Below are 26,329 nucleotides of genomic sequence, written 5' to 3'. Positions count from 1 at the left end.
TCGCGCCGGACATCGTTCGTTGAATGCAAAACCAAGGATTCTCCATGACTGCCATCCCCACTCCAGCGCCCGTGGTTCCCGGGCGGCTGGAGCAAATGTCGACGCGCATCGCCTTCTTCATCGCCGGCTTCGGCATCGCCGCCTGGGCGCCGTTGGTGCCGTATGCCAAGGCCCGCGCCGAACTCAACGAGGGCACCCTGGGCCTGTTGCTGCTGTGCCTGGGGGGCGGCTCGATCATCGCCATGCCGGTGGCCGGCGCACTGGCCTCGCGCTATGGTTGCCGGCGCGTACTGAGCGCCGGGACGGTCCTGATCTGCCTGGCGTTGCCCATGCTCGCCACCGTCAGTTCGATCCCGTTGCTGATGGCCGGTCTGTTCCTGTTCGGCGCGGGCCTGGGTACGGTCGACTCCACGGTCAACCTGCAAGCGGTGATCGTCGAGCGCGCCAGCGGCAAAACCATGATGTCGGGCTTCCATGGGTTGTTCAGCCTGGGCGGCATCGTCGGCGCAGCGGGGGTCTCCGGGTTGCTGGGGCTGGGGTTTTCGCCGCTGCAGGCGACCCTGGTGGTGATCGTCATCATGGCGCTGGCGCTGTTCAAGGCCGCCCCCCACTGGTTGCCCTACGGCAGTGAAAGCGCCGGGCCGCCGTTTGCCATTCCCCACGGCGTGGTGCTGTTTATCGGCGGCTTGTGTTTCATCGTGTTTTTGGCCGAAGGCGCCGTGCTCGACTGGAGCGCGGTGTTCCTCAGCGCCGAACGCGGCCTGGATGAAGCCTACGCCGGCCTGGGCTATGCGGCCTTTGCCCTGACTATGACTGCCGGGCGCCTGACCGGCGACCGGATTGTCCGTCGACTGGGGGCTGCCCGGGTGATCGTCACCGGCGGGGCGCTGGCGGCGGCCGGGATCTTCCTCGCGACCCTGTCACCGGCCTGGGCCATGTCCCTGCTGGGCTATGCGCTGGTCGGCGCCGGATGTTCAAATATCGTCCCGGTGCTCTACACCGCTGTCGGCAAGCAGACCGTCATGCCGGAACACATCGCCGTGCCGGCCATCACCACCCTCGGCTATGCCGGCATTCTCGCGGGGCCCGCAGTGATCGGTTTCATTGCCCATGGCAGCAGCCTGGCGACTGCCTTCCTGTTGATCGGGGGATTGCTCGCAGCGGTGGCGGTCAGCGGCAAAATACTGCGGGTATGAGCAAAGGACATGAGCGGCCTGAATCCTTCAAGTAGCTCATGTACGCCTGATCGTTTCTTCCCTGCCTTATCGTTTCCCGTCCGCAGCGCTGTGCCTGGCAGAACGGTTCAGTGGTTAGCCCAGATGCCGCTCGGTGTCATTGGCCAGACGGCAAGACAACTTATGCCATAACCCGGCGAGCGTGGAAAACACAGGGCTGGACAACGGTTCCTCCGTGAATGTTCGAGAACCTTTATCGAAGTCTTCGGCGGTGGGCGCCCTGAAGCTGAACTTCGGCGAAGACATGAGGTTGAGTGCCTGCGAACGGGATGTGCTTGGGAGGCCTGCTTCCCGTGCAGGCATCGCCAGGCTCGCAACCGTGTACTGGGAGGGCTGAGATTCAAAGGATGTCGAATTCATAGTCCAGACCTGATTCGGTAGGTGAAGACACCGGCAGCCATTCAACGGCCGATGGCAATCTCTTCGTGGTAAAACCCTTCCTCCCTGACTGAAGTGGTGCTTCCTGCTCACTACGCTTGCCAACCTATGCCGCGAGTGACGCGGCATTCGGCTGTGCCCGAGTTAACGCAGCAGTTTCAGCAGTTCGCGTCGCGAAATCTTGCCGTCGCGCTGCCACTCGTCAACATTGTCCATCCGCCCCTGCAGAATCGAACGGGCCATGACTTCCTTGGCCAATTGGATGAGATGGTCAGTGAAGGGGTTGCCCGTCAACGCTTGCGCCGCAAACTCTTTGAGCTTGTCGAGCTTGATGCTGTCGCCCCGCCCGTTGCCCTTCAACTGTTGGAAATGGCCGAGCATTTCCTTGATCAGCTGTTTGTCGTCTTTGAGTTTAAAGGGGTTATCGGAACCGATGACGCTCATAATGTCGTCCCTGGACAAGCGGCCATCCGAAGCACCGGTGCTCATGTTTCGATCGAGCGCGCGTACCAGCTCGGGACGCCGCAGCAGTTCCTTCGCCAGGCGGATATTGGCGTCCATCTGCGGGTTGCCGGTCAACGGTCGCTCGGCCATTTTCTTCAGGCTTTCGAGGGTGACTTGCCGCGAAAAATGCCCTTCCCTGAACGCGCCGTAATTGCTCAGCAGCGCCTGGGCCAGTTGCTGATTGCTTTGCTTGGAGTAATGCGGGTCCGGCCGCTCGGGGGTTGGGCGCGGTGGTGGGCCGGGGTTCGGGCGCACATTATCGGGCAGCGGACGTTGCGGCGGCCCCGAGTGATAATGACCGTGGCCGAAGTACGGGCGCGACGACGTGCTGCCGAATGCTGAGCCGAAGTGATACGAATCCCAGAACAGGCTCTGGCTGGCCGATGAGCTCATAGACCGCTCGGCAATGGACATGGGGTCTCTGAAAGACTTGTCATCAGAGGAGTGAGCGACAGACTGCATGAATACTGATGCCGACATTTAGTTCTCCAGTTCGGTTTGATCAGACGCCTTGCCTCAGCGCTCCAGGCGCCCCGACGATCGACAAATCGTCAAGCAAACCAGCGGAAGCAGGCTTATCCTGTGTGGCAGAACTGTGGGAGTCGGTTCCTGATCGCGCTGAAAGTTTCCAGCGCCCAGGTAGGAAGAGCATCTGCTGAGATACGGAACTCATCACCTTCCCAAGCCGTTTCGGCGCAGCCAGCCCCCTCGCCGCCCAACCCGACCCAGGCGCGCAAAAAACCTCGGTTCACCAGCATCAACCGTCAGCGGCGCATGTGCATGGACTGCAGAATCGCGGCTGGAATTTGTTCGAGCGGCAACTCGCGCTCCACCGCACCGAGCTTGAAGGCCTCCTTAGGCATGCCGTACACCACGCACGACTCTTCATTCTGGCCCAGCGTCAGCGCGCCGTTGTCGTGCATCTCCTTCAACCCGCGAGCGCCATCGTCCCCCATGCCCGTCATGATGATGCCCAGCGCGTTGCCGCCGGCGCTGCGGGCGACCGAACGAAACAGCACGTCCACCGAAGGGCGGTGCCGGCTGACAGGGGGCCCATCAACGATTTCAACCAGGTATTGGGCGCCGCTGCGCTTGAGCAACATGTGCCTGCCGCCGGGAGCAATCAACGCACAACCGGGAATGACCCGGTCGCCATTTTTCGCCTCCCTGACTTCGATCTCGCACAGGCGGTTGAGCCGCTCGGCAAATGCCGCGGTGAAGTGTTCCGGCATGTGCTGCACGATCACGATTCCCGGGCACACCCTGGGCAAGGCGGTCAGCACCAACTCCAGGGCTTGCGTGCCGCCGGTGGACGTACCAATGGCGACGATGTTTTCGGTGGTGCGCGCCATGGCCTGCGTGCTCGCCGGCAGTATGACGTCGGCAGTCAGCTTGACCGGGGCTCGCTCGCTGGACGGCACCATGCGTTTCATGTTGGCCCGGGCTGCGGCCTTGACGGCACCGGCCAATTCATCGGAACTGTCGGTCAGGAACTGACGCAAATTCAGTTGCGGCTTGGTCACGATACTCACCGCTCCGGCCGCCAGCGCTTGCATGGTGGTGGCCGCGCCCTTCTCGGTCAGCGTGGAGCAGATGACCACTGGCGTCGGATGTTCGGCCATCAGTTTCTTGAGGAACGTAATGCCATCCATCCGCGGCATCTCGACGTCCAGCACAATGACGTCCGGCCATTGCTTGTTCATCTTGTCCATGGCGAACACCGGGTCCGCCGCCGCGCCGATCACTTCAATGGCCGGGTCTTGCCCAAGGGTCGCCGTCAGCACCTGGCGAACCACCGCGGAGTCGTCAATGATCAGTACTTTGATAAGGCTCATATCGCACGCTCTCCATGAGGGCTGCTGAGTGGCCAATGCAGGGCCAGGTAGTTGAGTTCGATGTTGCCATTGGCCAGATCGAACACCACGGTTCGATAACCCACGCCTTCCACATGAAAGTTGTGACACCGCAAATGATGCGAATCGAGCAGGTGCCTGGCTTGCTCGACATTGCGCTGGCCAACGTAGTGATTGTCCGAACGCGCCAGCCCCGGAAACATATCCCCGCCGCCATACACGCTGATTCTGAACTCCGTCGGCGGCACCTTGATCGCGTGCATTCGGCCGAGCAGCAATTGGAGCGCCTCATCGCCGTAGCGACCATCCAGTGCAGCCGATCTGTTCACTGCGCGCCGGGGCAGCAGGTAGTGGCACATGCCGCCCAACAAGCGCCGCGGATGCCAGACCACCAATGCAACGCATGAGCCCAGCACGGTGCGCAGCCGAATGGCGCCTGAACCGAAAAACCACTCGCCGGGATTCAGGTACACCTCGCGGGACGGTGGGGTGTCAGGCATGCGGCCTCCGATAGATCGAAGGCTTGACCAGTCGCAGTTCATCGGTCACGCCATTGAGACTTTCCGAATGGCTGACCAGGAAATAGCCGCCGGGCTTGAGGTGGCTGACCAGGCGCTTGACCACTTGCACTTTGGTCTCGCTGTCAAAATAGATCATCACGTTGCGCAGGAAGATCACGTCAAACATTCCCAGTTTCGGCAGCGGATTGTTCAAGTTGATGGCCTGGAAATCGATCCTCGACGCCAGCGCCGGTTCGACCATGAAGCAACCGTGGTTGGCGCCGACGCCCTTGAGGCAATATTTGTTGAGCAACGCTTGGGGAATGCCGCGCGTGCCTTCGAGGGGGTAGCGCCCCTGGCGGGCCGTTTCCAGTACCCGGCTGCTGATATCCGATGCGACGATTTCCCAGGGCCGGCCGCCGAGGCTGTCCGCCAGGACCATGGCCAGGGTGTAGGGCTCTTCACCGCTCGAGCAGGCGCCGCTCCATACACGCAAAGGCCCGCTGCCACGCAGTTCGGGCAGTGCGACATCGCGCAGGAAATCAAAATGCTTGGGCTCGCGGAAGAAGTAGGTTTCGTTGGTGGTCAGCATATCGACCGCCACTTGTAGTTCCGTCGCGTCCTTCATCAACACTTTGTAGTACGCGCCGTAGGTATTGAGCTTGAACACTTGCAGGCGCTTGGCGAGCCGAGCGCTCACCAACTGTTTTTTGGCATCCGACAGGCTGATGCCGGCGATTTGATGAATGAGAGTGCGAAACTGCAGGAACTCCGCATCGGAGAGAATCACGTTCATGAGGACACTCCCAAAAAACAATCAGGCAGTTGAAGGCAGCAAGGGATCAAGGGTTGCCAGCACATCGACCTGTTCCAGGGACAACACGCGACCGATATCCAGCAACAACACAAAACCGCTCTCCAATTTGCCGATGCCCAACAGGAAGTCCGCTCTGACATCGGTCCCGAAATTCAAGGACGGTTCGATATCCTGATCGGCGATTTCAAGGACCTCGCTGACCGCATCCACAATGATGCCCACCGGCTTGCCCCCGGCATTGGCCTGTACCTCAAGGATCACAAAGCAGGTCCTCGAGGTCTGCACCGTGCGCTCGCCGCGAAAGCGCACGCCCAGGTCCAGCACCGGAACCGCCGCGCCGCGCAGATTGATCACGCCGCGGATGCTGGGCGGCAACAACGGCACGCTGGTGATCGGTCCGTATTCGATGATCTCTCGCACGTTGAGCGTGCCGACGGCGAACATCTCATCCCCCAACTCGAAGGTGAGGTATTGGCTAGGGCTCGAGACCGTGGCTTTACCTGGACTTGCGATGGATAACGCCATGACTCACCTCGCATCGATTACTTTGCGGCCGCGCCGGGAGGCGCGGTCGTACACGTCAAGCTCGCATCAAGCCGGCCATCTCATCGACACACAACACCTGCTCGATTTGCAGCAGCGTGACAAAAGCACCTCGCACCTTGGTCATCCCCCGGATGAAGTCGGTACGGATAGGGTTACCAAAGGCCGGCGCGGGCTTGATATCGATATCGAGGATCTCGATCACTTCGCTGACCGAGTCCACCACCACCCCCAGCACCTGGGACTCGCCCTCCTTCGCCGCTTCAAGAATGACGATGCACGTTCGGCTGCCCAGCACCGTCACACCCTTGCCAAACCGCGCCTTGAGGTCCACTAACGGCACCACTGAACCGCGCAGGTTGATCACCCCGCGCAGGAATGTCGGCATCATCGGCACCGTGGTCACCTGGTTGTATTCGATGATTTCGCGAACGTTCAGTGTATTGACCGCATACATCTGCTGGTCAGCCAAGAAGGTCAGGTACTGCAAGGGCTCATCGACCTGCGGCGCTGACTCCAAAGTGTTTGGCATAACGGCTGTGGCGCTCATGGGTCAGCTCCCGAAGCGGACGAAACCGCTCTCCACCGCACGGGTATCCTGGTCGAACGTGGATGCCGCGCGATTGATCACGGGCATCGAGGCGGTCCGCCCGGCGCGCTTGCTCTGTACGCTGAAAAAGCCCATGAGTTCCTGCAACTGCTCGGCCTGGCCGCTCATTTCCTCGGCCGTCGCCGCCAGTTCCTCGGAGGCCGAAGCGTTTTGCTGGGTCAGTTGGCTCATCTGCGACATCGCGCTGTTGATTTGCTCGGAACCGATGGATTGTTCTTCCGAGGCGGCCGCGATTTCCTGCACCAGGTCAGAGGTCTTGGCGATCGAGGGCACAATCTCGTCAAGCAGGTTGCCCGCCCGTTCCGCCAAGGCCACGCTGTTCTTAGCCACTTCACTGATTTCCTGCGCCGCGATCTGGCTGCGCTCGGCCAGTTTGCGCACTTCGGCCGCCACCACCGCGAAGCCTTTACCGTGCTCGCCGGCACGCGCCGCTTCGATCGCCGCGTTGAGCGCCAACAGGTTGGTCTGGTAAGCGATGGAGTCGACGATGCCGATTTTCTCAGCGATGGTCTTCATCGCCGCCACCGTGTCCTTCACGGCGCGACCGCCTTCCGAGGCTTCCTTGTTGGCTTTACCCGCCATGCCGTCGGTCACCTTGGCATTTTCGGTATTTTGAGCAATGGACGCCGACATTTGCTCCATCGATGCCGAGGTCTGCTCCACCGACGCGGCCTGTTCGGACGCCGACTGCGCCATGCTTTGCGCAGTGGCGGAGATCTCCTCGGAAGCACTGGACAGCGAATCGGCTGAGCCGCGCACTTCGCCGATGATTTCCGAGAGTTTTTCCACGGTGCCGTTGACCGAGTTTTTCAGTTCCAGGAACTTGCCTTGATAGTCGCCGTTGATGGTCCGGGTCAGGTCGCCATTGGACATCGCCGACAAGACATCCATGGCTTCAGTAATCGGCACGATGATCGCATCCAGCGAACCGTTGATCCCCAGGATGATGCGGCGGAAATCACCTTGATGCCGAGCGGCGTCAGGCCGGGTATCGAGTTTGCCGATCAGCGCGCTGTCGCTGATCTGGCTGGTGTCTTCGACGAGCGCCAGGATATTGGCCCGCAGTTGCTCGATGTTCTCGTTGATAAAGGCTTTTTTGCCGGGAAATTGCTCAAGCGGTGCCGACAGATTGCCTTCGCCGAACGCGCGGATACAGGCCATGGCTTTTTTCTTCACGCTGATATGGCCGTTGACCATCTCGTTGATGCCCTGGGCCATGGAGCGGTAACTGCCATGAAAGCGGCCAGCATCGATCTGTGCATCGATGTCGCCCTTGTCGTGTTCACTGGACATGCGGTTTATCTCCGCGACCAGCCCATGCAGGCTCGCGCCCAGTTGTTGCATGGACGCCATCAAGCTCGTGGTGTCACCGGGCTTGAGCGTGGCTTTGGCATCCAGCTCCCCCGCTGACAAGCGAGCGGCGAAAGCGCGCACGGCCACCGGTTCGCCGCCGAGTTGGCGCATCAGGTTGCGTCCCAGAAGTGCGCCCACCAACGCCGTGGCTAAAAATGTCAGCGCGCTGACCAGCAGGATGAGGGAGCGGGCATTCTTCTCAGTGGCGGTGGCAACCAATTGGCCCTTGCGCCCCAGTTCCAGGTTGTATTCGCGCAGCTCACCGATCGTCGTCAGCACCGCGCTCTGCAATGGCTGGCTCGCCTCGATCAATGCGCGGGCCGAGGCTTGATCACCGTCGTCGATGAACTTGTCGAAATGCGCCTGCAGGGTCGCGAATTCAGCCAAGCGGCCACGTAACTGCTTCAACAGTGCTGCGTCATGGTCGTCGGAGACCAATGCGGCCTCATAGTGATCCAGGGCTTTGCCAATCGCGCTGAAGTTCTGTGCCACGTTCTGTGCATAGCTGGACACGAAGTTTTTTTCGGAATCGTTCAGACGTTGCCATTCCAGGGTGTGAAGGTCGGTGAACGCAGCCGCCGCACGGTCGATTTCCAGCAAGCTGGGCACGGTATTGGTGTTGGCATAACTGGCGCTCGTATTGATTTCACCGGCCAGGTAAAGGCTGGTACCACCCAACACGACAACGCCGAGCGCTGCGGTGAAAACCAACAGCATGATATTTCTGATAACGGTCATGGCGAGGAACTCCTGATGACGCTCATTAAGTCGATAACGGACTTGGGATCGAACGGTGGGTGGCGTCCTTGGCAACGTGTCCTAACAAATTGGGTATATCCAGAATCAGGGCGACGGCTCCACTGCCAAGGATGGTGAACCCGCCGAGCCCATGGGCCTCACCAAACACTTTGCCCAATGGCTTGATCACGGTTTGAAACTCCCCCTGCAAGCGATCGACCACCAAGCCAGCACGCAGGCCGGCGTATTGCACGACGACCACGTTTTCTCGACTGCCTCGAGGTTCTTGCACATCGAACATGTCCCGCAGGCGCAGGATCGGCAGCACATCTCCACGCAGGTCCAAGTAGCCGGTGTCTGCGCCCTGTCCAGGCGCCAGCTCGATGCACTCCTCCACCATGTTCAGCGGGATGACATAAGAGGCCTTGCCCACCCCGATCAGAAAGCCGTCGATGATGGCCAGGGTCAGCGGCAGACGAATCCGTACCGTTGTGCCCTGCCCTTCTTCGCTCTCGAGGCTCACGCTGCCGCGCAACGCGGTGATATTGCGCTTGACCACATCCATGCCCACCCCGCGGCCGGACAGGTTGCTGACCTGGTCGGCGGTGGAGAAGCCCGGCTCGAAAATCAAGTTCAGGATGTCTTTATCCGCCGGTAGCTGGCCGTCCCCCACCAGGCCACGCTCGCGGGCCTTGGCCAGGATTTTGTCCTTGGCCAGGCCACCGCCGTCGTCCGACACTTCGATCACGATACTGCCGGACTCGTGGTAGGCATTCAGGCGTACCGTGCCCTGGGCCGGCTTGCCCCGTTGAAGGCGCGTCGATACGGCCTCGATGCCATGGTCCATGGCGTTGCGCACCAAGTGCGTCAACGGGTCGCCGATACGTTCGACGACGGTCTTGTCCAACTCGGTCTCGCCACCGCCGATCTGCAGCACGATGTCCTTGCCCAGTTCCTTGGAGACGTCGCGCACCACCCGCTGGAAGCGCGTGAATGTCGCGCCGATCTGTACCATGCGCAGGGTCAGTGCCGAGTCACGCACCTCTTCCACCAAGCGCGATAACAGGCTGGTGGCTTCGATCATCTCGCCAATCCCGCTACGCACTGCCACCAGGTTGGCTCCGGCTCCGGCGATGATCAGCTCGCCAACCAGGTTGATCAGTTGGTCCAGCTTGGCGGCATCGACGCGGATCAGGTTGCCTTCGTTGCTCGCCGCGCCCTTGCCGGCCTTGATCAACGGCGCGACTGAATCGGGGGGTGCGTCCAGCTCGCCGCGCATCTCGACTGGAGCATGCTCACCCTCCTGGGTGACGAGCAGGGCCTGGGACTCCGTCAATGTGCCGCAACGCACCAGCAGCTCAAGCAGCACGGCATTGTCTTCCGGCAATCCGTCGAGATGCGCGCGACAGGCTTGGACAGAGGCTTGCGGTGCAAGGATCTGGACGAGCGCGTCATCGCGCACAAAATCAAAGGCTCCGTCGATGACCTCCCGCGAGGCATCGCTGAGCAGCGCGAGTTCAAAGCCCAGGTAGTTGGTTTCCGGGTCCATCGACGCAAACGGCGGCAACCCCTCGCACAGTGTGACGGTATGCAGCAACTGCCCCAACGTGCTCAGGTAACGCAGGAACGCCAGCGGGTCCATGCCGTTGCGCAATACATCCGGACCAAAGCGCAGGGACAAGTGCCAGTGGCCGGGACTTGCGCCCGGCTCGTCCGCCGGCAGCGTGGCTGGAGCGGGCGAAGCGCTCGGCACCGAGCCTTCCAGGTACTGCGCGAGCCGCTCGCCCAGGCATTGGCCCTGGACCCGCAGCGGTTCGTCCAATCGGTCAAGGTTGCCATCCTCGGCCAGCAGGTCGATCAACTGGCCGATATGGTCACGGGCATCGAGAAACAACGCACTCAATGCCTCGTCGACGCGCACTTCCAGGCTGCGGACCCGGTCCAGGACGCTTTCGGCGACATGGGTGAACTCAACGATGGGCATCAAGCCAAACAAGCCGGCCGAGCCTTTGATGGTGTGGGCCACGCGGAACAAGCCGTTGATGGTGTCGAGGTCCTGCGGCGACCTCTCGATCTGCAGCAGTGCGTCTTCCATTTGCAGCAGGAGCTCGCGACTCTCGGCAATGAAAGTCTGCAGCACGTCATCCATGTTCATGGGCTGGGCCATACGATCATGCTCCAAGCGACTGGGCGAAAAGCGGATTGGCGAAGTAGTCGTCAAGACCGCTGAGCCGTATTGCTTCGATTACGGTCGCGCTCGGGTTGCTCAGCAACAGCTGTGTTCCGTCCTTGAGCGACTCGCGTTTGATGAGGATCAACAATTGCAGACCGGCGCTGTCCAGTTCGTCGACATTGGACAAGTCCAACTCAACCTCATGCGCCAGCGGAAACAACGACAACAACAGGTCTTTTTGTTCAGTGGCGGTGTAGATCGTCAGGGGGCCTTCCATGACCTGGATTCGACGTAGCATCGGTACGGTGCTTTTCATGGAAACCTCCTGGCCAGCGGTCGCTGGTCATTGCTATGGCAGGATCAACTTGGAGACGGCAGTGAGCATTTGCGCTGGCTGAAAGGGCTTGACCATCCACGCCTTGGCACCGGAGGCCTGGCCTTGCTGCTTCATCGCATCACTGGCCTCGGTGGTCAGCATGATGACCGGCGTGAACTTGTAGGCCGGCAATAGCTTGGCCGCCTTGACGAAGCTGAAGCCGTCCATGTTGGGCATGTTCACGTCGCTGACAATCAGGTGGATTTTGCGTCCGTCCAGTTTGCTCAGCGCATCTTTGCCATCACAGCCTTCGATCACGTCATAACCCGCGCCTTTGAGAGTGATGCTGACCACCTGCCGGATGGAGGCGGAGTCGTCGACGATCAGAATGGTTTTGCTCATCGGAAAAGCTCCTCTAGAAAAAGGTGATTTCGCTGTCATCGGACTTGGCGTGCGTGTTACCGCCATGGATAGCGTGTTGCTCCGGCATGGTGTAGGCCGTTGAAAGCTCTTGCAGCCAACGATCACTGACCATCGGGCTGAGGGAATGCCCGCTCAGGCTCGATGCCTGGCGCTCGTCCAATTGCTGCTGGAGCTTGTCCAGGTCGCGGGTAATCAGCGTCAACATCTGGCTGACGCGGTCCTGGAACTGCAAGGCGACCAGCACCTGGGCAATCTCGTCGGCGACGTTGGCGCTCTGCTGTTGCAGGTCATGGCTGTTGCGCACGAGGGTCTGGGCGGTACCGCGAAAATGTTCGATGACCTGCGAGACCACACGCTCCGAATCCGCGAGGGTCAAAGTGTCTTGTTCAGCGTGGTGGCGGGACATTTGCACCGTGCGGGCAATGGCCGCGTTGACGGTATTCACGGTTTCACTGATCTTGCGCCCGGTCTCGCCGGACATACTCGACAGCTTGCGCACTTCATCGGCGACCACCGCAAAACCTCGCCCCGCTTCACCGGCGCGCGCGGCCTCGATGGCGGCGTTGAGGGCAAGCAGGTTGGTTTGACTGGCGATGTCACCGACAAACTTGGCCATCTGCTGAAGTTGTTCGGTGAAGCCGGAGAGCTGCAGGACTTCTTTGAGTTCGCTCTCTTTATTGGAGAGCGCGGAGCGCAGGGCCAGCACGATGGAATTGAGGTCGCGCTGGCCGACTTCCAGCAAGTCGACCAATTGCTGGGAAGCATCTTGCCCGCCGTTGCTGGCCACGCTGTGGCTGATGTTCGATGACAGCGTGCCAAAGCGTTCGCTGAGCTTGAGGATGGACGTTTCGCTGATCAGGCGCGCGGCTTCAATCTGCCTGGACCAAACGGGAAGCACGCTGAGGCACACGTCTGCCAGGCCGTTATCGACGGCCAATGTCGCCGAGACCTCGGGCGGCTGATCGAGCTGGCGTTGCAGGCTGTTGCAATGCGCCTGGAAGCATCTGTTTGCCCAAAGGCCCAAGCCAACGCACAGCACCAACAACGCGCCCCCTGCCGCCACAGCCCATGCGCTGAAGTCATTGCTGTAGGCAACCGCAAGGCCTCCGAGCAGACCGGCCAAGGCGACCGGAAACACTATCAAAGCAGCCGAGGGGGGTGTGGTCTGTTCGCTCACGGTCTGTCTCCCAATCGAAGCATCTCGTCGCCGGTTGATCGGCAGTTCGATTGCTTGAGAGGGATACTGGCCCAATAATGGCACCACGACCATCGGACCATCCCTATTCCAGGGTAGGGATACCGGCAACCAAGGTAGGAAAATCCCTACACAAGGGGGTTGCTCACGAAATACCCAGGGTCATGGCGAAGCGCACAATGTCCGCCGTAGAGCCGAACCCCATCTTTTCCATGAGCCGGGTCTTGTGGGTGCTGACCGTCTTGTTGCTGATGACCAACTGTTCGGCGATCTGGTTGACGCTCATGCCATGAGCCAGCAAGCGCAGAATCTGAAACTCGCGATCGGACAGGCTTTCAACGTAGGTCTGTTGCTTCAGGCCACTGCTTTGCAGGGCAATCTGCTCTGCCAGCGCCGGGTCCAGGTAACGTTGGCCGCTGGCCACTCGTCGCATGGCAACCAACAGGGTCTCGGGGTCGCGGTCCTTGGTGAGGTAGCCGAGCGCACCAGCGCGCAGTGCGCGTTGCGCAATGTGGATTTCGTTATGCATGCTCAACACCAGGATCGGCAGCTCCGGGTACTGGGTATGCAGGCGGGCGATCAGGATTTCGCCGCTGATACCCGGCATGTTCATATCGAGCAGCAGCAGGTCGATCTCGACCTGGCGCAACAGCTCGATCACTTGCGTGCCACTCTCGGCTTCGGCCACCACCTGGACATCGGCGACCAGCATGAACAACTGCTTGAGCCCTTCGCGCATGATGGTGTGGTCATCGGCGATCAGCATGCGAATCATTAATACGTATCCTTGTGCATCGGAATGAATGCCTGGACTGTTGTGCCCTGTCCGGGATGGCTGAAAACAATCACTTTGCCGCCCAACATCAGGCCACGCTCACGCATCCCGGCCAACCCCAGGGTCTGCCGGGTGACGGCGTCGGGGTCAAACCCCTTGCCATTATCCTGGACCTCCAGCAGCCAGTTGGTTTCCTGCGGGCTCAGGGTGACGCTGACCTGTGTCGCTTCGGCGTAACGCGCGATATTGGTCAACGACTCCTGCACGATGCGAAACGCGGCGGTGACGTGGGTATCGGGGAGCATCAGGGGAATCGACGGCAGGTGTAACACACAGGGAACCCGGGTCAAGGTGACGAACTCGGTGGTCAGCCACTCAAGACCGGAAACCAGCCCCAGGTTTAACGCGGACGGTCGCAGGCTGGTGGAGACATCACGCACGACCTGGATCGTCTTGTCGGTCAGCACCATCAGCCGCTCGACCTGCGGGGTCAGCTCGGGTGTCGAGGCGCCGAATTGAAACCTCAACAGTGATATCCCCATGCGCAGTGCCGTCAAGTGCTGGCCCAGCTCATCATGGATCTCCCTGGCGATCAGTTTGCGCTCCTCTTCCCGCGCCGTTTCGCGACGGGTCGACAGATCGCGCAATTGTGCATTGGAGTTGGCCAGGCGCCGCTCGGCAGCCCGCAGCCTGGAAATATCGCGCCCCACCGCCAGCACACTCACGACCCGCTGGCCGTCGACCTCTGGAACAAAGTGGATCAGTACCACTTTGGGTGCGCTCTTCAACCCCGAGAGCAGAAACTCCTGCTCCGTCGCTTTATTTTCCTGAATCACTTGGGCCACCAATTCGCGAAACAGCTGAGACTGGTGGTTCAGCGGCGCCACCGCGTCCATGGGCATGCCCATCAGTTCCGGCCAGGCCCCGCCCACCCATCTTCGCAACTGTGCATTGACGTAGAGCACTTCGCCATGAGCACTCAACCGAGCGATAGCGTCCGGGCTGTTTTCGACCAGTGCGCTGATGTCGTGCTGGCGTCCGAGTTCTTTCTGCCGGGCCCTGATCAACAGGGTAATGTCGCGGCTGATCACCAATATCCGTGCCGCCACACGCCCTGAATCCGCCACCGGCACCAGCGTAAAGTGCAGTTGACGGACTTCGTTGCGAAGCACCATGCCCTCATCCGACTCAACCACCCGCCCGGCGGTTGTGCATTGCTCACAAAGCGCCTGGATTTTTTGCGCGCCCAACCGACCAAAGATCAACTCCAGCGGCTCACCGATGACATCGGCATGCGGTTTGCCCAGCGCGCGCAACAACGCCGGGTTGACCTCGACACAACGCAGGCAACCGACCGCCGTCATTTCCAGCAGGCAAAGCATGTCCAGGGTGTGGTCGAAAATGTCACGGTAACGACGCTCGCGCTCGCGGAGCAACGACTCTGATTGCCAGCGTTCGATCGCGATCGCCGCAATATGACAGGTCTGGCGCACGCGCAGGATGTCGCTCTCATCCGGCCCGGTGCCGGACGACTGAGACAACTCGAAAGTGCCGAGCACGTGGCCTTGTTTGTCCACGATCGGCTCGGACCAGCCTACGGCAGACGCCGTATTCATCACCGCGCCGGGGGCGAGCGGCGCTACCAGCTGCACCCGGCAGGACCGATGGGGCAAGGCCAATTGCAGATAGTCCACCAGAAGCCCGAGCGTTTCCTCCAGGGGCGCGCCCGTCGCCATTTTTTCGAAAATCCCCAAGCGCGCGTCTTCCAGGACCTGTTGCTTGCACAACTCGGTAATGTCGTGGGCCAGCGCCAACACGCCGATCACCTCGCCTGTCGGGCTGCGCTCGGCCGTCAGGCTGACCGCACAACTGACCAACTCGGTACTGTCCGCGAAGGTCCAACTGTCGAGGAATTGCGCGGTTTCGCCCGTCGCAACGACATGGCGCAGCTGGTTGATATAGTCACCCGCGTCCTCGTCGGGGCTCACGCCTATCGACTCGTCATAAGACATGCCGGTCAAGCGCAAAAAGGCCGGGTTGACGTAAGTGCGCAACAGGTTGCGGTTGTAGCGAACGATGATGTTGGGTGAACTTTCCGCGAGGGTGAGAAATTTGAGTTCGCTGCCCACCAGCGTTTCGCGCAGTTGCCAGTTCTCGGTGATGTCCTCCAGTTGGGACACAAAGCAGAGCGGCTGCCCCTGATCGTCCCGCACCATGCCCACGGTCAGCCGCGCCCACACCACCCGCCCGTCGCGATGGATATAGCGTTTATGCAACGTCGCGCCCGACCTCGCACCGCGCTTGAGTTCGTCGATCAACTGCTTGCCGACCTCGCGGTCCTCGGGGTGGGTCAGTGCCATGAACGTGGTGGTTTGCAACTGCGCTTCGCTATACCCAAGCAATGTGCAAATGACGCCATTGGCCCGTAGCCAACGACCGTCCAGCGACACCAGCGCCAGGCCGGTACCGGAGGAATCGAAAATCGACCTGAGCGGGATCTGCGCGTAGCTTTCGGTTTCGGATGGCGGGGCCGACGCGCCCTGGCGGGCAACGACCTCGACAATAAAATACGCATCGCGCCACAGCGTCAGGGAAACGTCCAGCCCGCACGCCCCTCTGCTCAATGCCGCGAAACCAGCCCGCGTGTTCCCTGCGGCCGTTTCTAGCGCGGCATAAAACAGTCCATGGTCTTCGGGCCGCAGGAGGGCGATGAACTCGCCGCCCGCTGTCGGAGAAACGCCATTTTGAACTTGCAGATGGGCGAACGCGGGATTGCCGGCGACAACCCGAGCGGCGCGGTCCAGCGCCACAACCGCAATGGACAGACAGCCGAGCACACTCTCGAGGGTTCGCAACGTATCGTCGTCAGCCACTGCCTGTGCGTCGCGAGCCATCATCCCTGTGCCCTCGGTCGTTGAACGGACTTAACGATATTTGCAAGGCGGGTAAAACGCCTAGCAACCTTCTACGCAGCGCTGGAAATCGGAAACGCCTGAACATTGACCTTTTTACGAGAGCACGGACCCTCACCGCCAACTTGTCTATCTCGTGTTAAAGCGCCTTCAGACCCACGACTCAATCCTTTGCTCGAACTGTAGCCCAATATCAGGCTTCGAAGAGCTGCAGCACGATAGAAGAGAAGGCGCTACAGGAGATGATCCAAGTCAATACACATGGGCGGCCGCGGGTTTTGCATCACTTCTTGTCTATGCTCACCCGCACCGCCGAGGCGCAGACCTTTGAGCCTTGCAGCGAACGAAAAAATGATATCATAATGACATCATCACCTGATACCTTGTAGGTAGAACCAAGCAATTGCGAGGGTCATCATGGGCGAAGGCGCTCCTATTCCGTCGAATGAAGCTGAAAGGCTAAAAGAGGTCGCCAAATTTTGCCCCGTGGGCAGCGACTCCGACGAAGTCTTCGACAAAATCGCCGCAATCACCTCGGCGTACTTCAACGCGCCGGTCACGCGGGTCTCAATCGTCGATGAACTCTGCATTATTGACACTGTCACGCGCGCGCCCATGAGCGAGTTGGACAGAGGCATGCTCAATGACTTCACTGAATGGGTCACGATGCGTATCTGCAACAGGCGCGCTCGTAACTTCATAGACCAACCCACCGGGTTGTTTAATCGATTGAGGTTTGAGGAAGATATACATCAAACGAACCGGGTAAACAGCGCATACGAGATTGACGCAGTCGACGTCATTACGCCGAAAGTCCTCAACGATATAGTCAAGGCACCGGGTTATATCTGTGCGCAAGACTTGATCCTGGCGATAACGTCGCGCCTACAAAAGTGCTACCCAATAATTGCTTGCTTTATAAAATCAGTCCGACGCGATTCGGCTTCATTCTCAATGAATGAGCCGGGCCCTGAGCAAATTTGCGAACGTATTCTGCATAACTTCAAAATATCGGCTACCGAGTCGTTGCAGAAGGCGTAGAAAACCAAGAAGTTCTGCAGCGTTACTTGATAGAAAAACCTATGAGTTCCAAGGCTTTAGAAACCTGGATAGGACAAAGAAACCAGGAGGCAATCATGACTTTGAAGGACTCGCACGCGGCGATTGCGCGCTATTTATATAACGCCACGTCTGCGCCAGTCGTCTACCGATTATATAAACCACCGCTGCCGGGCCGTTTTTTATTACAGCCCTTACTTACCGCCCCGGTAAAACCGAATTATTTTACCGCTGACCGACGACTGACCTGTTCTGCGCTCAAGTTGATCTTGGCCCGAGCCGATAGGCTGATGTGAGAAGGATCGCTATTTACTGATTCAGGGAGGAACCTATGTCGTTATACGGCAACTTGCAGCCGCTTCCTCAGGCTCGCACTTTTTTCCGCTTACCGCTCGTACCCGCTGCCTGTGGCGCATGCGCCCTGCTATTGAGCGACTGGCGCGCCGACAACCAGGCAACGCGCCCAGCAAACGCCTGGGCAAACCGCTGTTTATTCCTCGAACGATAGCAAACCCGGCAATTCAGCCAACCGCACCGCACATGGAGAGGCCTTTCAATGAAATGGTTCTACGATTTAAGGATAGCTACCAAGCTCATCACTTCGTTCTTGCTGGTGCTGGTGCTGACGGCCATGACGGGCGTGTTCGCCATCATCCAGTTGGGCCTGGTTAACGAAACTGCCACTGAAATGCGCGACAACTGGTTGCCTTCGGTGCGGGTTGTCTCCGGCATTCGTTTTTTTTGTCGCCAACTATCGGGTCAAGGAACTGCGCTATCTGATGGCCGACAGCCCGACGGAACAGGCGCAATATGAACAGGAGATCGTCGATGCTCGCAAGGAAGTCGAGACCCGCATGGCGCGCTATGAAAAAGAGCTGATCTCAAGCCCAGTGGAACAGGCGTTGTTCGATACGCTCAAGACCAACTGGAACAGCTACCTCAATACCAGCAAGAACCTGTTGGCCGAGTCGCGGCAGGGTTTGAAGGAACAGACCAGTGTCATTCTCAAAGGGGATTCGAAACGGGACTTCGAACAGATCTCCAGCGACCTGGTAAAACTCGTCGACCTCAACGACGCCGGAGCCACGGCAGCCAATCAACGCGGTAACGAAATCTACGCCAATGCGCGACTGTCCATCATCGCCGCGGTACTCGTGGCTTTGCTGGTGGGTATCGCGCTGGCGTTGTTTATTTCACGCATCATTTCCACCCCGCTGAAAAGGGCCGTGGATGTGGCCAGCCAACTGGCCGAAGGTAACCTGGCCGTGAAGATCGAAGGTGGCTCCAAGGACGAAACCGGGCGTGTGCTCACGGCGATGCAGGCCATGGTCGGCAAGCTTTCGCAGATTATCGGTGAGGTGCGCAATGCCGCCGACGGTCTGGCCAGCGCGTCGGAGGAAGTCAGCGCTACCGCCCAGGCCATCAGCCAGACCACCAGCCAACAAGCCGCAAGCGTCGAAGAAACCAGTGCGTCCATCGAACAAATGAGTGCCAGCATTAACCAGAACACCGAGAACGCCAAAATAACCGACGGCATGGCCAGCAAGGCAGCCAAGGAAGCAGGAGACGGCGGCGACTCTGTTCAGCAAACGGTGCAGGCTATGAAAAAAATCGCGCAACGCATCAGCATCATCGATGACATTGCCTACCAGACCAACTTGCTGGCCTTGAACGCCGCCATCGAAGCGGCGCGAGCCGGCGAACATGGCAAGGGCTTCGCGGTGGTGGCGGCCGAAGTGCGCAAACTGGCCGAGCGCAGCCAGGTGGCCGCTCTGGAAATAGGCGAGCTGTCCACCAGCAGTGTCGAAATGGCCGAACGGGCCGGCCATCTGCTTGGCGAGATGCTGCCGTCGATCAACAAGACCTCCGATCTGGTCCAGGAAATCACGGCCGCCTCCGAAGAACAGGCAGCCGGCGTGGCGCAGATCAATTCGGCGATGAACCAACTCAACCAGGTCACTCAGCAAAATGCCTCCAGCAGCGAAGAGCTCGCTTCCACCGCCGAAGAAATGAGTACCCAGGCCGAACAGTTGCAGCAGGCCATGAGTTTTTTCAGGCTGGACGCAGGCGATCAGGCATCGAACGTCACACTGGGCAAATCCAGCCAGGCAAGCAGCGTATCGCGTGCGATGGCGCGGGCACCGCGAGCGGTCCCGCAGAAAACCTTCCTCAAGAGCGCAGGCCCCGACGAAAGCGAGTTCACGCGGTTCTAAGCGCAAACCGGACGCGGTGCTTTTTTCATGCAGGAGAGCGACATGGGCGCGTTAACCGATACCCGACAGCCGACGGCGATTCAAAAGCAGGAGGCGCAGTACCTGACGCTCCTGCTGGGCGGCGAAATGTTCGCCATCGATATCCAGGGCATCAAGGAAATCATCGAGTACGGACACGTGACTCCGGTGCCGATGATGCCCGACTTCGTGCGCGGCGTGCTTAACCTGCGAGGTGCCGTGGTGCCGGTGCTGGACCTCAAGGCACGGTTCGGGCAGCCATGCACGAAGGTGAATCGACGCAGCTGTGTGGTGATCCTCGAAGCCAGCAGCGAGGACCACCAGGCCCAGGATATCGGGCTTCTGGTGGACAGTGTGTCAGAGGTACTGGAAATTCCGGCGGACGAGATCAAGCCGGCCCCCAGCTTTGGCGCGCGCATTCGCCCTGACTTCATCAGCGGCATGGCCAAGGTCGCCGGCACGTTCGTCATCGTTTTGCAGGTGGACAAGGTGTTATCGATGGATGAAATGTCTCAACTGGCGGACGCCGGTGACAGCCCCAGCCTCCAGGACCTGTAAGTCACGAACAAGGAGTTCGGATTGAAACAGATCAATCTTGAAGATCGTGAATTCACCCAGTTCCAGTCCTGGCTCTATGGTGCAGCGGGCATCCACTTGTCACCCATGAAAAAAGCCCTGGTTGCCGGGCGTCTGTTCAAGCGCCTGCAGTTCCATGAACTGGAGAGCTACGGCGCGTATTTCAAAATGATAATGGGCAAGGAGAACCCCGACGAACTGCAGTTCGCCCTGGACCTGTTGACCACCAACGAAACGTATTTCTTTCGTGAACCCAAGCACTTCGAGTTCCTGCGCGAACGGGTATTGCCCTTCGCGTCGCCAGGCAAGACCTTCAGGGTGTGGAGCGCGGCCAGCTCCTCGGGCGAAGAACCTTACAGCCTGGCCATGACCCTTGCCGAAACCCTGCGCAGCACGCCCTGGGAGGTCATCGGATCGGACATCAGCACCCAGGTACTGGCCAAGGCCCGGAACGGGCATTACCCGATGGAACGCGCGAACAGACTGCCGCAGTCCTTGCTCAGTCGATACTGCCTCAAGGGCATCGGCCAGCAGGAAGGCACCTTCCTGATCGATAAATCCCTGCGCCAGCGGGTCAGTTTCGTACAAGTCAACCTGATCGAAACCCTGCCCCAACTGGGCGAATTCGATGTGATTTTCCTGCGCAACGTGATGATTTACTTTGATCAGGAGACCAAGCGAAAAGTGGTCAGTCGCCTGCTCCCATTCCTGCGACGTGGCGGCTATTTCATGATCAGCCATTCGGAAAGCCTGAACGGCGTCAGCGATGCGTTCAAGCTGGTGGCGCCTTCGATTTATCAAAAACCGTGAGGCGCCGAAGCTGTCGAGCCACTATTCGCTGATGAGCTTCTTCGGGTTGTCACGTTCACGCAGCACACATTGCATTTCCAAAGCCTCATCAAGGGTGAGCTGAAGCTCTTCATCCTTCCAGGGTTTGCTGATGTAGCGAAAAATGTACCCATCGCTGAGTGCCTGCGTGATCATGCTCATGTCGGCATAACCGGTCAGCAGGATATTCATGCAGTGCGGATCGCGCTTATGCACCTCACGGAGCAGGGTTGGGCCGTCCATGAACGGCATGCGCGCGTCGCAGACGATCAGGTCTATGGGGTGCAGTTCGAAAAGGCTCAGCGCCTGCGCGCCACTGGTGGCCAGCAGCAAATCGTAAGGCTTGCCACGCAGCAAGCGGCGCAGGCTGTTGAGGATACTTTCTTCGTCGTCCACCAGCATGACGGTGTAGCGTTTTTCGCTCAACTCGGTGGTGTTCATGCTCAGCATCCTTCAACGGCAGAGGTAGCGTGGGCCTGTACCTGGGGCTGACGTAACGGGAGCCACGCGCGGAAGCAACTGCCCCGGCCCGGTTCACTTTCGACGGTGAGCCTTCCATGGTGCTTGACGATGATGCTGTACGACAGCGACAGGCCCAGGCCCGAGCCCATGCCTACCGGCTTGGTGGTGAAGAACGGTTCGAATATCCGGTTCTGGATGTCCAGCGGGATGCCGTGACCGTTGTCGACGACCTCGACGAACACACCGCCGTCTTCCCTGCCACTGTTGATGATGATTTCGCCATCAACGCCCACGGCATGGCTCGCATTGATGAGCAGATTCAAGAACACCTGATTGATCTGCGAGCCCATGCACTCGATAGGCTCGATATCGCCGTAGCGCTTGATCACCTGAGCCTTGAACTTGATCTCGTTCCAGATAACGTTGAGGGTGCTATCCAGCCCCTTGTGCAGATCGGCCAACTGCCATTCGTAACTGTCGACATGGGAGAACTCGCGCAGGTCCTTGACGATACGAGTGACCCGGTCCAGCCCCTCGACCGACTCGACGATCAGCTCGTCGATGTCCTGCCGCATGAAATCGTAATCCGCCTTGTCCCGCATGGCCGCAAGCTCGGGATGAGCCTGCGCATGTTTTTCGTCACTGGCCTGTTCGTAGGCGTCGAGCAATGCGAAAAGATCCACCAGGTAACGCCGCAGGCTGTTGACGTTGGAGCACACAAAGCCGATCGGGTTATTGATCTCGTGGGCCACGCCCGCCGCAAGCTGGCCAATCGCAGCCATTTTCTCGGACTGCAGCAACTGCGCCTGAGCCTCCTCGAGCCGTGCGATCAGCAGCGCCTGGGCGCTCTTTTCCTCTTCCAGCAACTCGTTGAGGTGCGTCAGTTCGAGTTGGCGGGCAGCGGTGTCGGTCGTATCGCTTATCGCCAGGCCCACCCCCAGACTGCCACCATCGGCGTCCTGCACCGGGAAGAAGGTGCAGTTCTGATACATGTGCCCGACCAAGCCACTGATCGGCCGGGTGCTTTCGAAGTTGAACAGGTGCGGCCGTTGCTGCCAGGAGGTGAACGCAAAGTTCTGCAGCGTGACGACGCTGTTGATCTTCTGCCGGGTCCAGACCTCGGGCAGTTCCGGAAACACTTCGAACAGCGTGCGACCGACGAGTTCTTCGGCGCTGCGGCCGCTGTTGATGGACATGAAGTGGTTGGAGAACAGCACTTTGCAGTCATGGTCGACCAGCAGCACGCCCATGTTGATGGCCTTGAGCATCGACTCAAGGGTTTCCCGGGAAATTGCCTTGTTGTCTGTCATGAAGACGCCCCTTCAAAGCTCATAGAGCAAGCGATCGATGGCCCGGACCACAACGCCTGCTGTACGTTCGGTGATACAGATCAGCAGGTCGCAGGAGAATTGATGAGCCTGCACCTCGAAACGGATTTCCAACACCATCGCCAGGTGTTCGTTCAGGTTCAATTCATCCAGTGCGTTCGTGGACTCTTCTCTGTGGACCAGAATCGACGGCGCGTCATAACTCACTTGTATCGCCACCTGCTTGGCCAGGCCACTGATGCAGGCGCCGGACAGGATGTTGGTGACATCCAGCATCAGTTCTTCCTGCTGCGCAGGGCCGCCGTCGCTATAGCCGAGCAATTCGGCGAGCTTGTCGGCCCCCATGGAACCAAAGCAAACGAACACCTCTCCGCGTAACTCCCCCAGGAACGACTGGCGGGTGACGATCATGGAGCTTCGACGAAGATGGTCCGGAATCAACAGGTTGTCCTGCTCCCGGATCAGTGGGTGAATGAAAGGAACCGAAAGCGTAACCATGGTGTTGGTCAGCCGGGCCAGTCGTTCGGCGGCCTGCCCCATGGCAATGTTCATCAATTCCTGCAAGGCGTCACGTTGGTCTTCGGTTAGCGCGGCCAAGGTTTCCATCAAAGTACCCCTATGACGTGCAAGGCATTGAGTACAGCTTGCGCCGTAACCGGCTTGGCGACGAATGCAGCAGCGCCCAGATCGGATACGCGCTGCCTGGCCAGCGGCTGGATGTCGGCGCTGATCACCACGACAACCACATTCGCATCCTCGCGCTTGAGCGCCTCAAGGGTCTGGAAGCCATCCATGACCGGCATGGTCAGGTCGAGAAAAAGCAGGTCCACCAAACCGGCGTGATACGCCTCCATCACCTCGGCACCGTTACAGGCCTGGCGAACATCTTCGGTCAGTGATTCTGGCAGGGAACGCAAGACCAGCTTGCGGGACATGGATGAGTCATCAGCGATTAGGACTTTCATGATGCACTCCACATTATGAAGTGTCCTGCAGCCTCGGGAGGGGTCGCAGAAACGAAGATTCGCAAGAACCTTTTAATCACTCTAACCCGACATCTAGCAAAGAGCCATCATCCAATCCTGATATTGCGCGAGGGATTTTCGGAGCCTGTAGGGGTTTCCCTACAGGCCGCCAAAAAGTGTGGAGCGTGATCTTCGCCCGGCATACCACCGGATCAACCGACGAGGCACATCGCGCCGAGCGCTGACCGCTCTACAGAGTGTAGGAAATACCCACTTGCACCGTGCGCGGCTCGCCAGGGTAGGCGTAGAAGTTCAAGAACGAGCCCTCTTCGTACTCGCGATTGAACAGGTTCTTCACGTCCAGGTTGAGCCTGACCTTTTCGTTGACCTTGTAGTAACCGAGCAGGTCGACGACCGTGTAGGCGTCCATCGCGAACGTGTTGTTGGCCGTCTGCCCGGCACGCTCGGCCACGTATTTGCCACCGGCGCCGAGGCCCAAGCCTTTGAGCGCGCCATCCTGGAACTCATACACGTTGAGCAGGCTGAAGCTATTGCGTGGAATGTTGGCCAAACGCGTTCCGGTACGGACAGTGGTGTCCTTGGTGACGGCGGCATCCACATAGGCATAGCCGCCGATCATCCGCCACTCGGGCGTCAGGTTGCCGGCCACGTTCAGATCAAAGCCGCGGCTGCGGACCTGGCCCGTCGCGACATTGAAGTCGGAGTTCAAGGGGTCGACACCCTGGACATTTTTCTTCTCGATCTGGTAGATCGCCGCATCGACGCTCAACTGTCGGTCAAGCGCTTCCCACTTCACGCCCATCTCGTAGGACTTGCCCTTCTCCGGATCGAACCCACCGCCCTGACGACTGGCGCCAGTGTTGGGCTTGAACGAGCGCGCGGCATCCGCGTAGAGCGCGATGGTGTCGGTGAGGTCATACATCACGCCGACGCGCGGGGTGACGGCGTTGTCGGCGGCGTTCCAGCTTCTGACACCGGGTACGTAGGACTCGTAATCGTGCTCGAAGCGCTCGAAGCGCGCACCGGCGAGGACTTTCAAGCGCTCGGTCAGTGCCACCTGGTCCTGAACGAAGGCCGCGTAGGTCTTGAGGTTTTCTTTATCGTGTGTCGGCGTGCGGGTCAGCGCCGGACGAGGCTGGCCGTAGACCGGGTTGTAGATATCGATCGGAAAGGTCCCCGCCACGCCGCTGGAACGCTGGATGATCGACTTGTAGTCGTAGTCTTCGTATTCGATGCCAGTGAGCAAGGTGTGCGCAAAGCCGCCGGTGGAGAAGTGCCCGGTCAGGTTGAGTTGGTAGTCCTTGTCGGTCCATTCCAGCTTGCGGTAGTTGAAGTTGCGCTGAAGTGTGCGGCCATCGGCATCCAGGCTGGTCGCGCCGTTGGCCTCGACACCATTGCCCTTCATCGTCCCGTCCAGCCACTGGAAACCACCGCCCAGGGTCCAGTTGTCGTTGAGCAGATGTTCGAAGCGCAACTGGGCCATGTTGTTATCGTTGTGCAGGTCGCCGGCGTACTTCTCGCCCCAGAAGGTGTCACGGGACGGCGTCCCACGCTGGTTGGCGAAGCGTGTCAGGCCGCGATCCAGCGGGCGATTGTTACGCATGAAGTCGCCTTCGAAGATCACCTTGGTGGCGTCATTGGCCTGCCAGGTCAACACCGGAGTCACGCCGTAGCGTTCGCTCGAGACATGGTCGCGGAAGGTGTCGCCGCCCTCGCCCACCACGTTCAGACGATAGGCCAGCGCGCCTTGCTCATCCAGCGGGCCGGACGCATCGAGGGTGCCGCGCTTCATGCCCTGGTCATTCAATTGGCTACCCAGCGTGACCGTGGGCTCGGCCAGCGGCTGCTTGGATACCACGTTGAAGGTGCCACCGGGATCGCCACGGCCATACAGCATGGTCGCCGGCCCGCGCAACACTTCAAGGCGCTCGATGCTGTTGGCGTCGGGCATGCTCGGATAGCCGCGGTTGATCGGGAAACCGTTGCGGTAGAACTCGGCAGTGGTAAAGCCTCGCACGGTGAAGCTGGTAAGCCCTTGCCCGCCGAAGTTGTTCGCCCGGCCGACGCCGCCCGCGTAGTCCAGGGCTTCCTGCAGGCGAGTCGCACCAATGTCCTCGACCACGTCCTTGGGCACTACGCTGATGGACTGCGGCGTTTCATGAATCGAAGTGTCGGTGCGGGTCGCACTGGCTGAACGTGTTGCGCGGTAGCCCTTGACCGGCCCTTGAGCCGTCTCGTAGTCCATTTCGCCGGTGACCGTGGTCGCCTGCAACTCGAGGCTGCTTTGTTCAGAGGCGGCAACCTGCGCCCAGGCAAAAGGAGTAAACGCCTGAAGCACGCAGAGGGAAATCAGGGTGTGACGCATGGATGTTGGACCTCATGGATGAGCCGACGCGCAGGCAAACCTGCCAAGAATTCGCGGCGCATGATATACCAAACCATTCGCGCATGACATGGATTCTCATTAACTGTTTTTCGCGTATCAGCTTTGTATCAACCGCGTAAAAATCCAGGCAAAAAAAACCACTCGCTAG

The 26,329-nt window shown here is 59.6% G+C and carries 23 protein-coding genes and 3 pseudogenes; 6 read left to right on the top strand and 20 right to left on the bottom strand.

Annotation, left to right across the window (positions count from 1 at the left end; translation table 11 throughout):
- The first annotated feature begins 44 nt into the window (after positions 1–44).
- On the top strand, positions 45–1,196 hold the full coding sequence (locus tag MOQ67_RS11470; RefSeq protein WP_102618293.1) for an MFS transporter: 1,152 nt from the start codon (positions 45–47) through the stop codon (positions 1,194–1,196).
- Positions 1,197–1,310: 114 nt separating this feature from the next.
- Here the strand turns inward: MOQ67_RS11470 and MOQ67_RS11465 are convergent, their stop codons facing one another.
- From MOQ67_RS11465 to MOQ67_RS11395, 15 genes and pseudogenes are all read right to left on the bottom strand, one after another.
- A complete protein-coding gene (locus tag MOQ67_RS11465) occupies positions 1,311–1,481 on the bottom strand; it encodes a hypothetical protein (RefSeq protein WP_226926067.1) in 171 nt (56 codons plus the stop codon).
- A gap of 276 nt (positions 1,482–1,757) precedes the next feature.
- Positions 1,758–2,510 (bottom strand): hypothetical protein, encoded by a 753-nt coding sequence (locus tag MOQ67_RS11460; protein ID WP_017847003.1) that lies wholly within the window; start codon positions 2,508–2,510, stop codon positions 1,758–1,760.
- 371 nt (positions 2,511–2,881) lie between these two features.
- Positions 2,882–3,952: a protein-glutamate methylesterase/protein-glutamine glutaminase gene (locus MOQ67_RS11455; RefSeq protein ID WP_126585854.1), complete on the bottom strand. Its 1,071-nt coding sequence runs from the start codon at positions 3,950–3,952 to the stop codon at positions 2,882–2,884.
- Positions 3,949–4,470, bottom strand: a complete 522-nt coding sequence (locus tag MOQ67_RS11450; protein ID WP_104903551.1) for a chemotaxis protein CheD — start codon at positions 4,468–4,470, stop codon at positions 3,949–3,951. Before MOQ67_RS11450 ends, MOQ67_RS11455 begins: the two co-directional genes overlap by 4 nt.
- A complete protein-coding gene (locus MOQ67_RS11445; RefSeq protein ID WP_017847000.1) occupies positions 4,463–5,266 on the bottom strand; it encodes a CheR family methyltransferase in 804 nt (267 codons plus the stop codon). The genes MOQ67_RS11450 and MOQ67_RS11445 overlap by 8 nt, the downstream gene beginning before the upstream one ends.
- 21 nt (positions 5,267–5,287) lie before the next feature.
- Positions 5,288–5,812: a chemotaxis protein CheW gene (locus tag MOQ67_RS11440; RefSeq protein ID WP_026140027.1), complete on the bottom strand. Its 525-nt coding sequence runs from the start codon at positions 5,810–5,812 to the stop codon at positions 5,288–5,290.
- 55 nt (positions 5,813–5,867) lie between these two features.
- Positions 5,868–6,380, bottom strand: a complete 513-nt coding sequence (locus MOQ67_RS11435) for a chemotaxis protein CheW (protein ID WP_226926074.1) — start codon at positions 6,378–6,380, stop codon at positions 5,868–5,870.
- Between the two features lie 3 nt (positions 6,381–6,383).
- A pseudogene (locus tag MOQ67_RS11430) lies at positions 6,384–7,358 on the bottom strand (methyl-accepting chemotaxis protein); the annotation flags it as partial.
- Between the two features lie 192 nt (positions 7,359–7,550).
- Positions 7,551–8,531, bottom strand: a pseudogene (locus tag MOQ67_RS11425) (MCP four helix bundle domain-containing protein); the annotation flags it as partial.
- Between the two features lie 25 nt (positions 8,532–8,556).
- Entirely contained in the window at positions 8,557–10,698 is a 2,142-nt protein-coding gene (locus tag MOQ67_RS11420; RefSeq protein WP_177032505.1) for a chemotaxis protein CheA, read from the bottom strand.
- Between the two features lie 4 nt (positions 10,699–10,702).
- Positions 10,703–11,020, bottom strand: coding sequence for an STAS domain-containing protein (locus tag MOQ67_RS11415; RefSeq protein ID WP_017846995.1), 318 nt, complete (start codon positions 11,018–11,020; stop codon positions 10,703–10,705).
- A gap of 33 nt (positions 11,021–11,053) precedes the next feature.
- On the bottom strand, positions 11,054–11,422 hold the full coding sequence (locus MOQ67_RS11410) for a response regulator (RefSeq protein WP_017846994.1): 369 nt from the start codon (positions 11,420–11,422) through the stop codon (positions 11,054–11,056).
- A gap of 13 nt (positions 11,423–11,435) precedes the next feature.
- The gene (locus MOQ67_RS11405; protein ID WP_372436606.1) at positions 11,436–12,713 is read right to left on the bottom strand and encodes a methyl-accepting chemotaxis protein; all 1,278 of its coding nucleotides are present in this window, start codon (positions 12,711–12,713) and stop codon (positions 11,436–11,438) included.
- Between the two features lie 70 nt (positions 12,714–12,783).
- Positions 12,784–13,413 carry a response regulator gene (locus MOQ67_RS11400; protein WP_017846992.1) on the bottom strand — a complete coding sequence of 210 codons (630 nt, stop codon included), beginning with the start codon at positions 13,411–13,413 and terminating at the stop codon, positions 12,784–12,786.
- Positions 13,413–16,310, bottom strand: a complete 2,898-nt coding sequence (locus tag MOQ67_RS11395) for a PAS domain-containing sensor histidine kinase (RefSeq protein ID WP_198718155.1) — start codon at positions 16,308–16,310, stop codon at positions 13,413–13,415. The genes MOQ67_RS11400 and MOQ67_RS11395 overlap by 1 nt, the downstream gene beginning before the upstream one ends.
- Positions 16,311–16,742: 432 nt before the next feature.
- Between MOQ67_RS11395 and MOQ67_RS11390 the strand changes: the two genes are divergently transcribed.
- From MOQ67_RS11390 to MOQ67_RS11370, 5 genes and pseudogenes are all read left to right on the top strand, one after another.
- Positions 16,743–17,366, top strand: a complete 624-nt coding sequence (locus MOQ67_RS11390) for a hypothetical protein (protein WP_198718154.1) — start codon at positions 16,743–16,745, stop codon at positions 17,364–17,366.
- 95 nt (positions 17,367–17,461) lie between these two features.
- Positions 17,462–17,680, top strand: a complete 219-nt coding sequence (locus MOQ67_RS11385) for a hypothetical protein (protein ID WP_152480457.1) — start codon at positions 17,462–17,464, stop codon at positions 17,678–17,680.
- Positions 17,681–17,940: 260 nt separating this feature from the next.
- A pseudogene (locus MOQ67_RS11380) lies at positions 17,941–19,597 on the top strand (methyl-accepting chemotaxis protein).
- A 42-nt stretch (positions 19,598–19,639) separates the two neighbouring features.
- Entirely contained in the window at positions 19,640–20,173 is a 534-nt protein-coding gene (locus tag MOQ67_RS11375; RefSeq protein ID WP_102618299.1) for a chemotaxis protein CheW, read from the top strand.
- 21 nt (positions 20,174–20,194) lie between these two features.
- The gene (locus MOQ67_RS11370) at positions 20,195–21,001 is read left to right on the top strand and encodes a CheR family methyltransferase (protein ID WP_017846988.1); all 807 of its coding nucleotides are present in this window, start codon (positions 20,195–20,197) and stop codon (positions 20,999–21,001) included.
- A 21-nt stretch (positions 21,002–21,022) separates the two neighbouring features.
- On the opposite strand, the gene MOQ67_RS11365 is transcribed toward MOQ67_RS11370, so the two are convergent.
- From MOQ67_RS11365 to MOQ67_RS11345, 5 genes are all read right to left on the bottom strand, one after another.
- On the bottom strand, positions 21,023–21,460 hold the full coding sequence (locus tag MOQ67_RS11365; protein WP_017846987.1) for a response regulator: 438 nt from the start codon (positions 21,458–21,460) through the stop codon (positions 21,023–21,025).
- 2 nt (positions 21,461–21,462) lie between these two features.
- Positions 21,463–22,791 carry an ATP-binding protein gene (locus MOQ67_RS11360; protein ID WP_017846986.1) on the bottom strand — a complete coding sequence of 443 codons (1,329 nt, stop codon included), beginning with the start codon at positions 22,789–22,791 and terminating at the stop codon, positions 21,463–21,465.
- 12 nt (positions 22,792–22,803) lie between these two features.
- Positions 22,804–23,415: a chemotaxis protein CheC gene (locus MOQ67_RS11355; protein WP_017846985.1), complete on the bottom strand. Its 612-nt coding sequence runs from the start codon at positions 23,413–23,415 to the stop codon at positions 22,804–22,806.
- Positions 23,415–23,774 carry a response regulator gene (locus MOQ67_RS11350; protein WP_017846984.1) on the bottom strand — a complete coding sequence of 120 codons (360 nt, stop codon included), beginning with the start codon at positions 23,772–23,774 and terminating at the stop codon, positions 23,415–23,417. Before MOQ67_RS11350 ends, MOQ67_RS11355 begins: the two co-directional genes overlap by 1 nt.
- A gap of 250 nt (positions 23,775–24,024) precedes the next feature.
- Positions 24,025–26,160 carry a TonB-dependent siderophore receptor gene (locus MOQ67_RS11345; protein ID WP_198718153.1) on the bottom strand — a complete coding sequence of 712 codons (2,136 nt, stop codon included), beginning with the start codon at positions 26,158–26,160 and terminating at the stop codon, positions 24,025–24,027.
- Positions 26,161–26,329 lie beyond the last annotated feature (169 nt).

This window comes from Pseudomonas sp. LY-1, from assembly GCF_053502595.1.
Note: the sequence above shows the minus strand (reverse complement) of the source record. Positions and strands in the feature narration are given on the sequence as shown.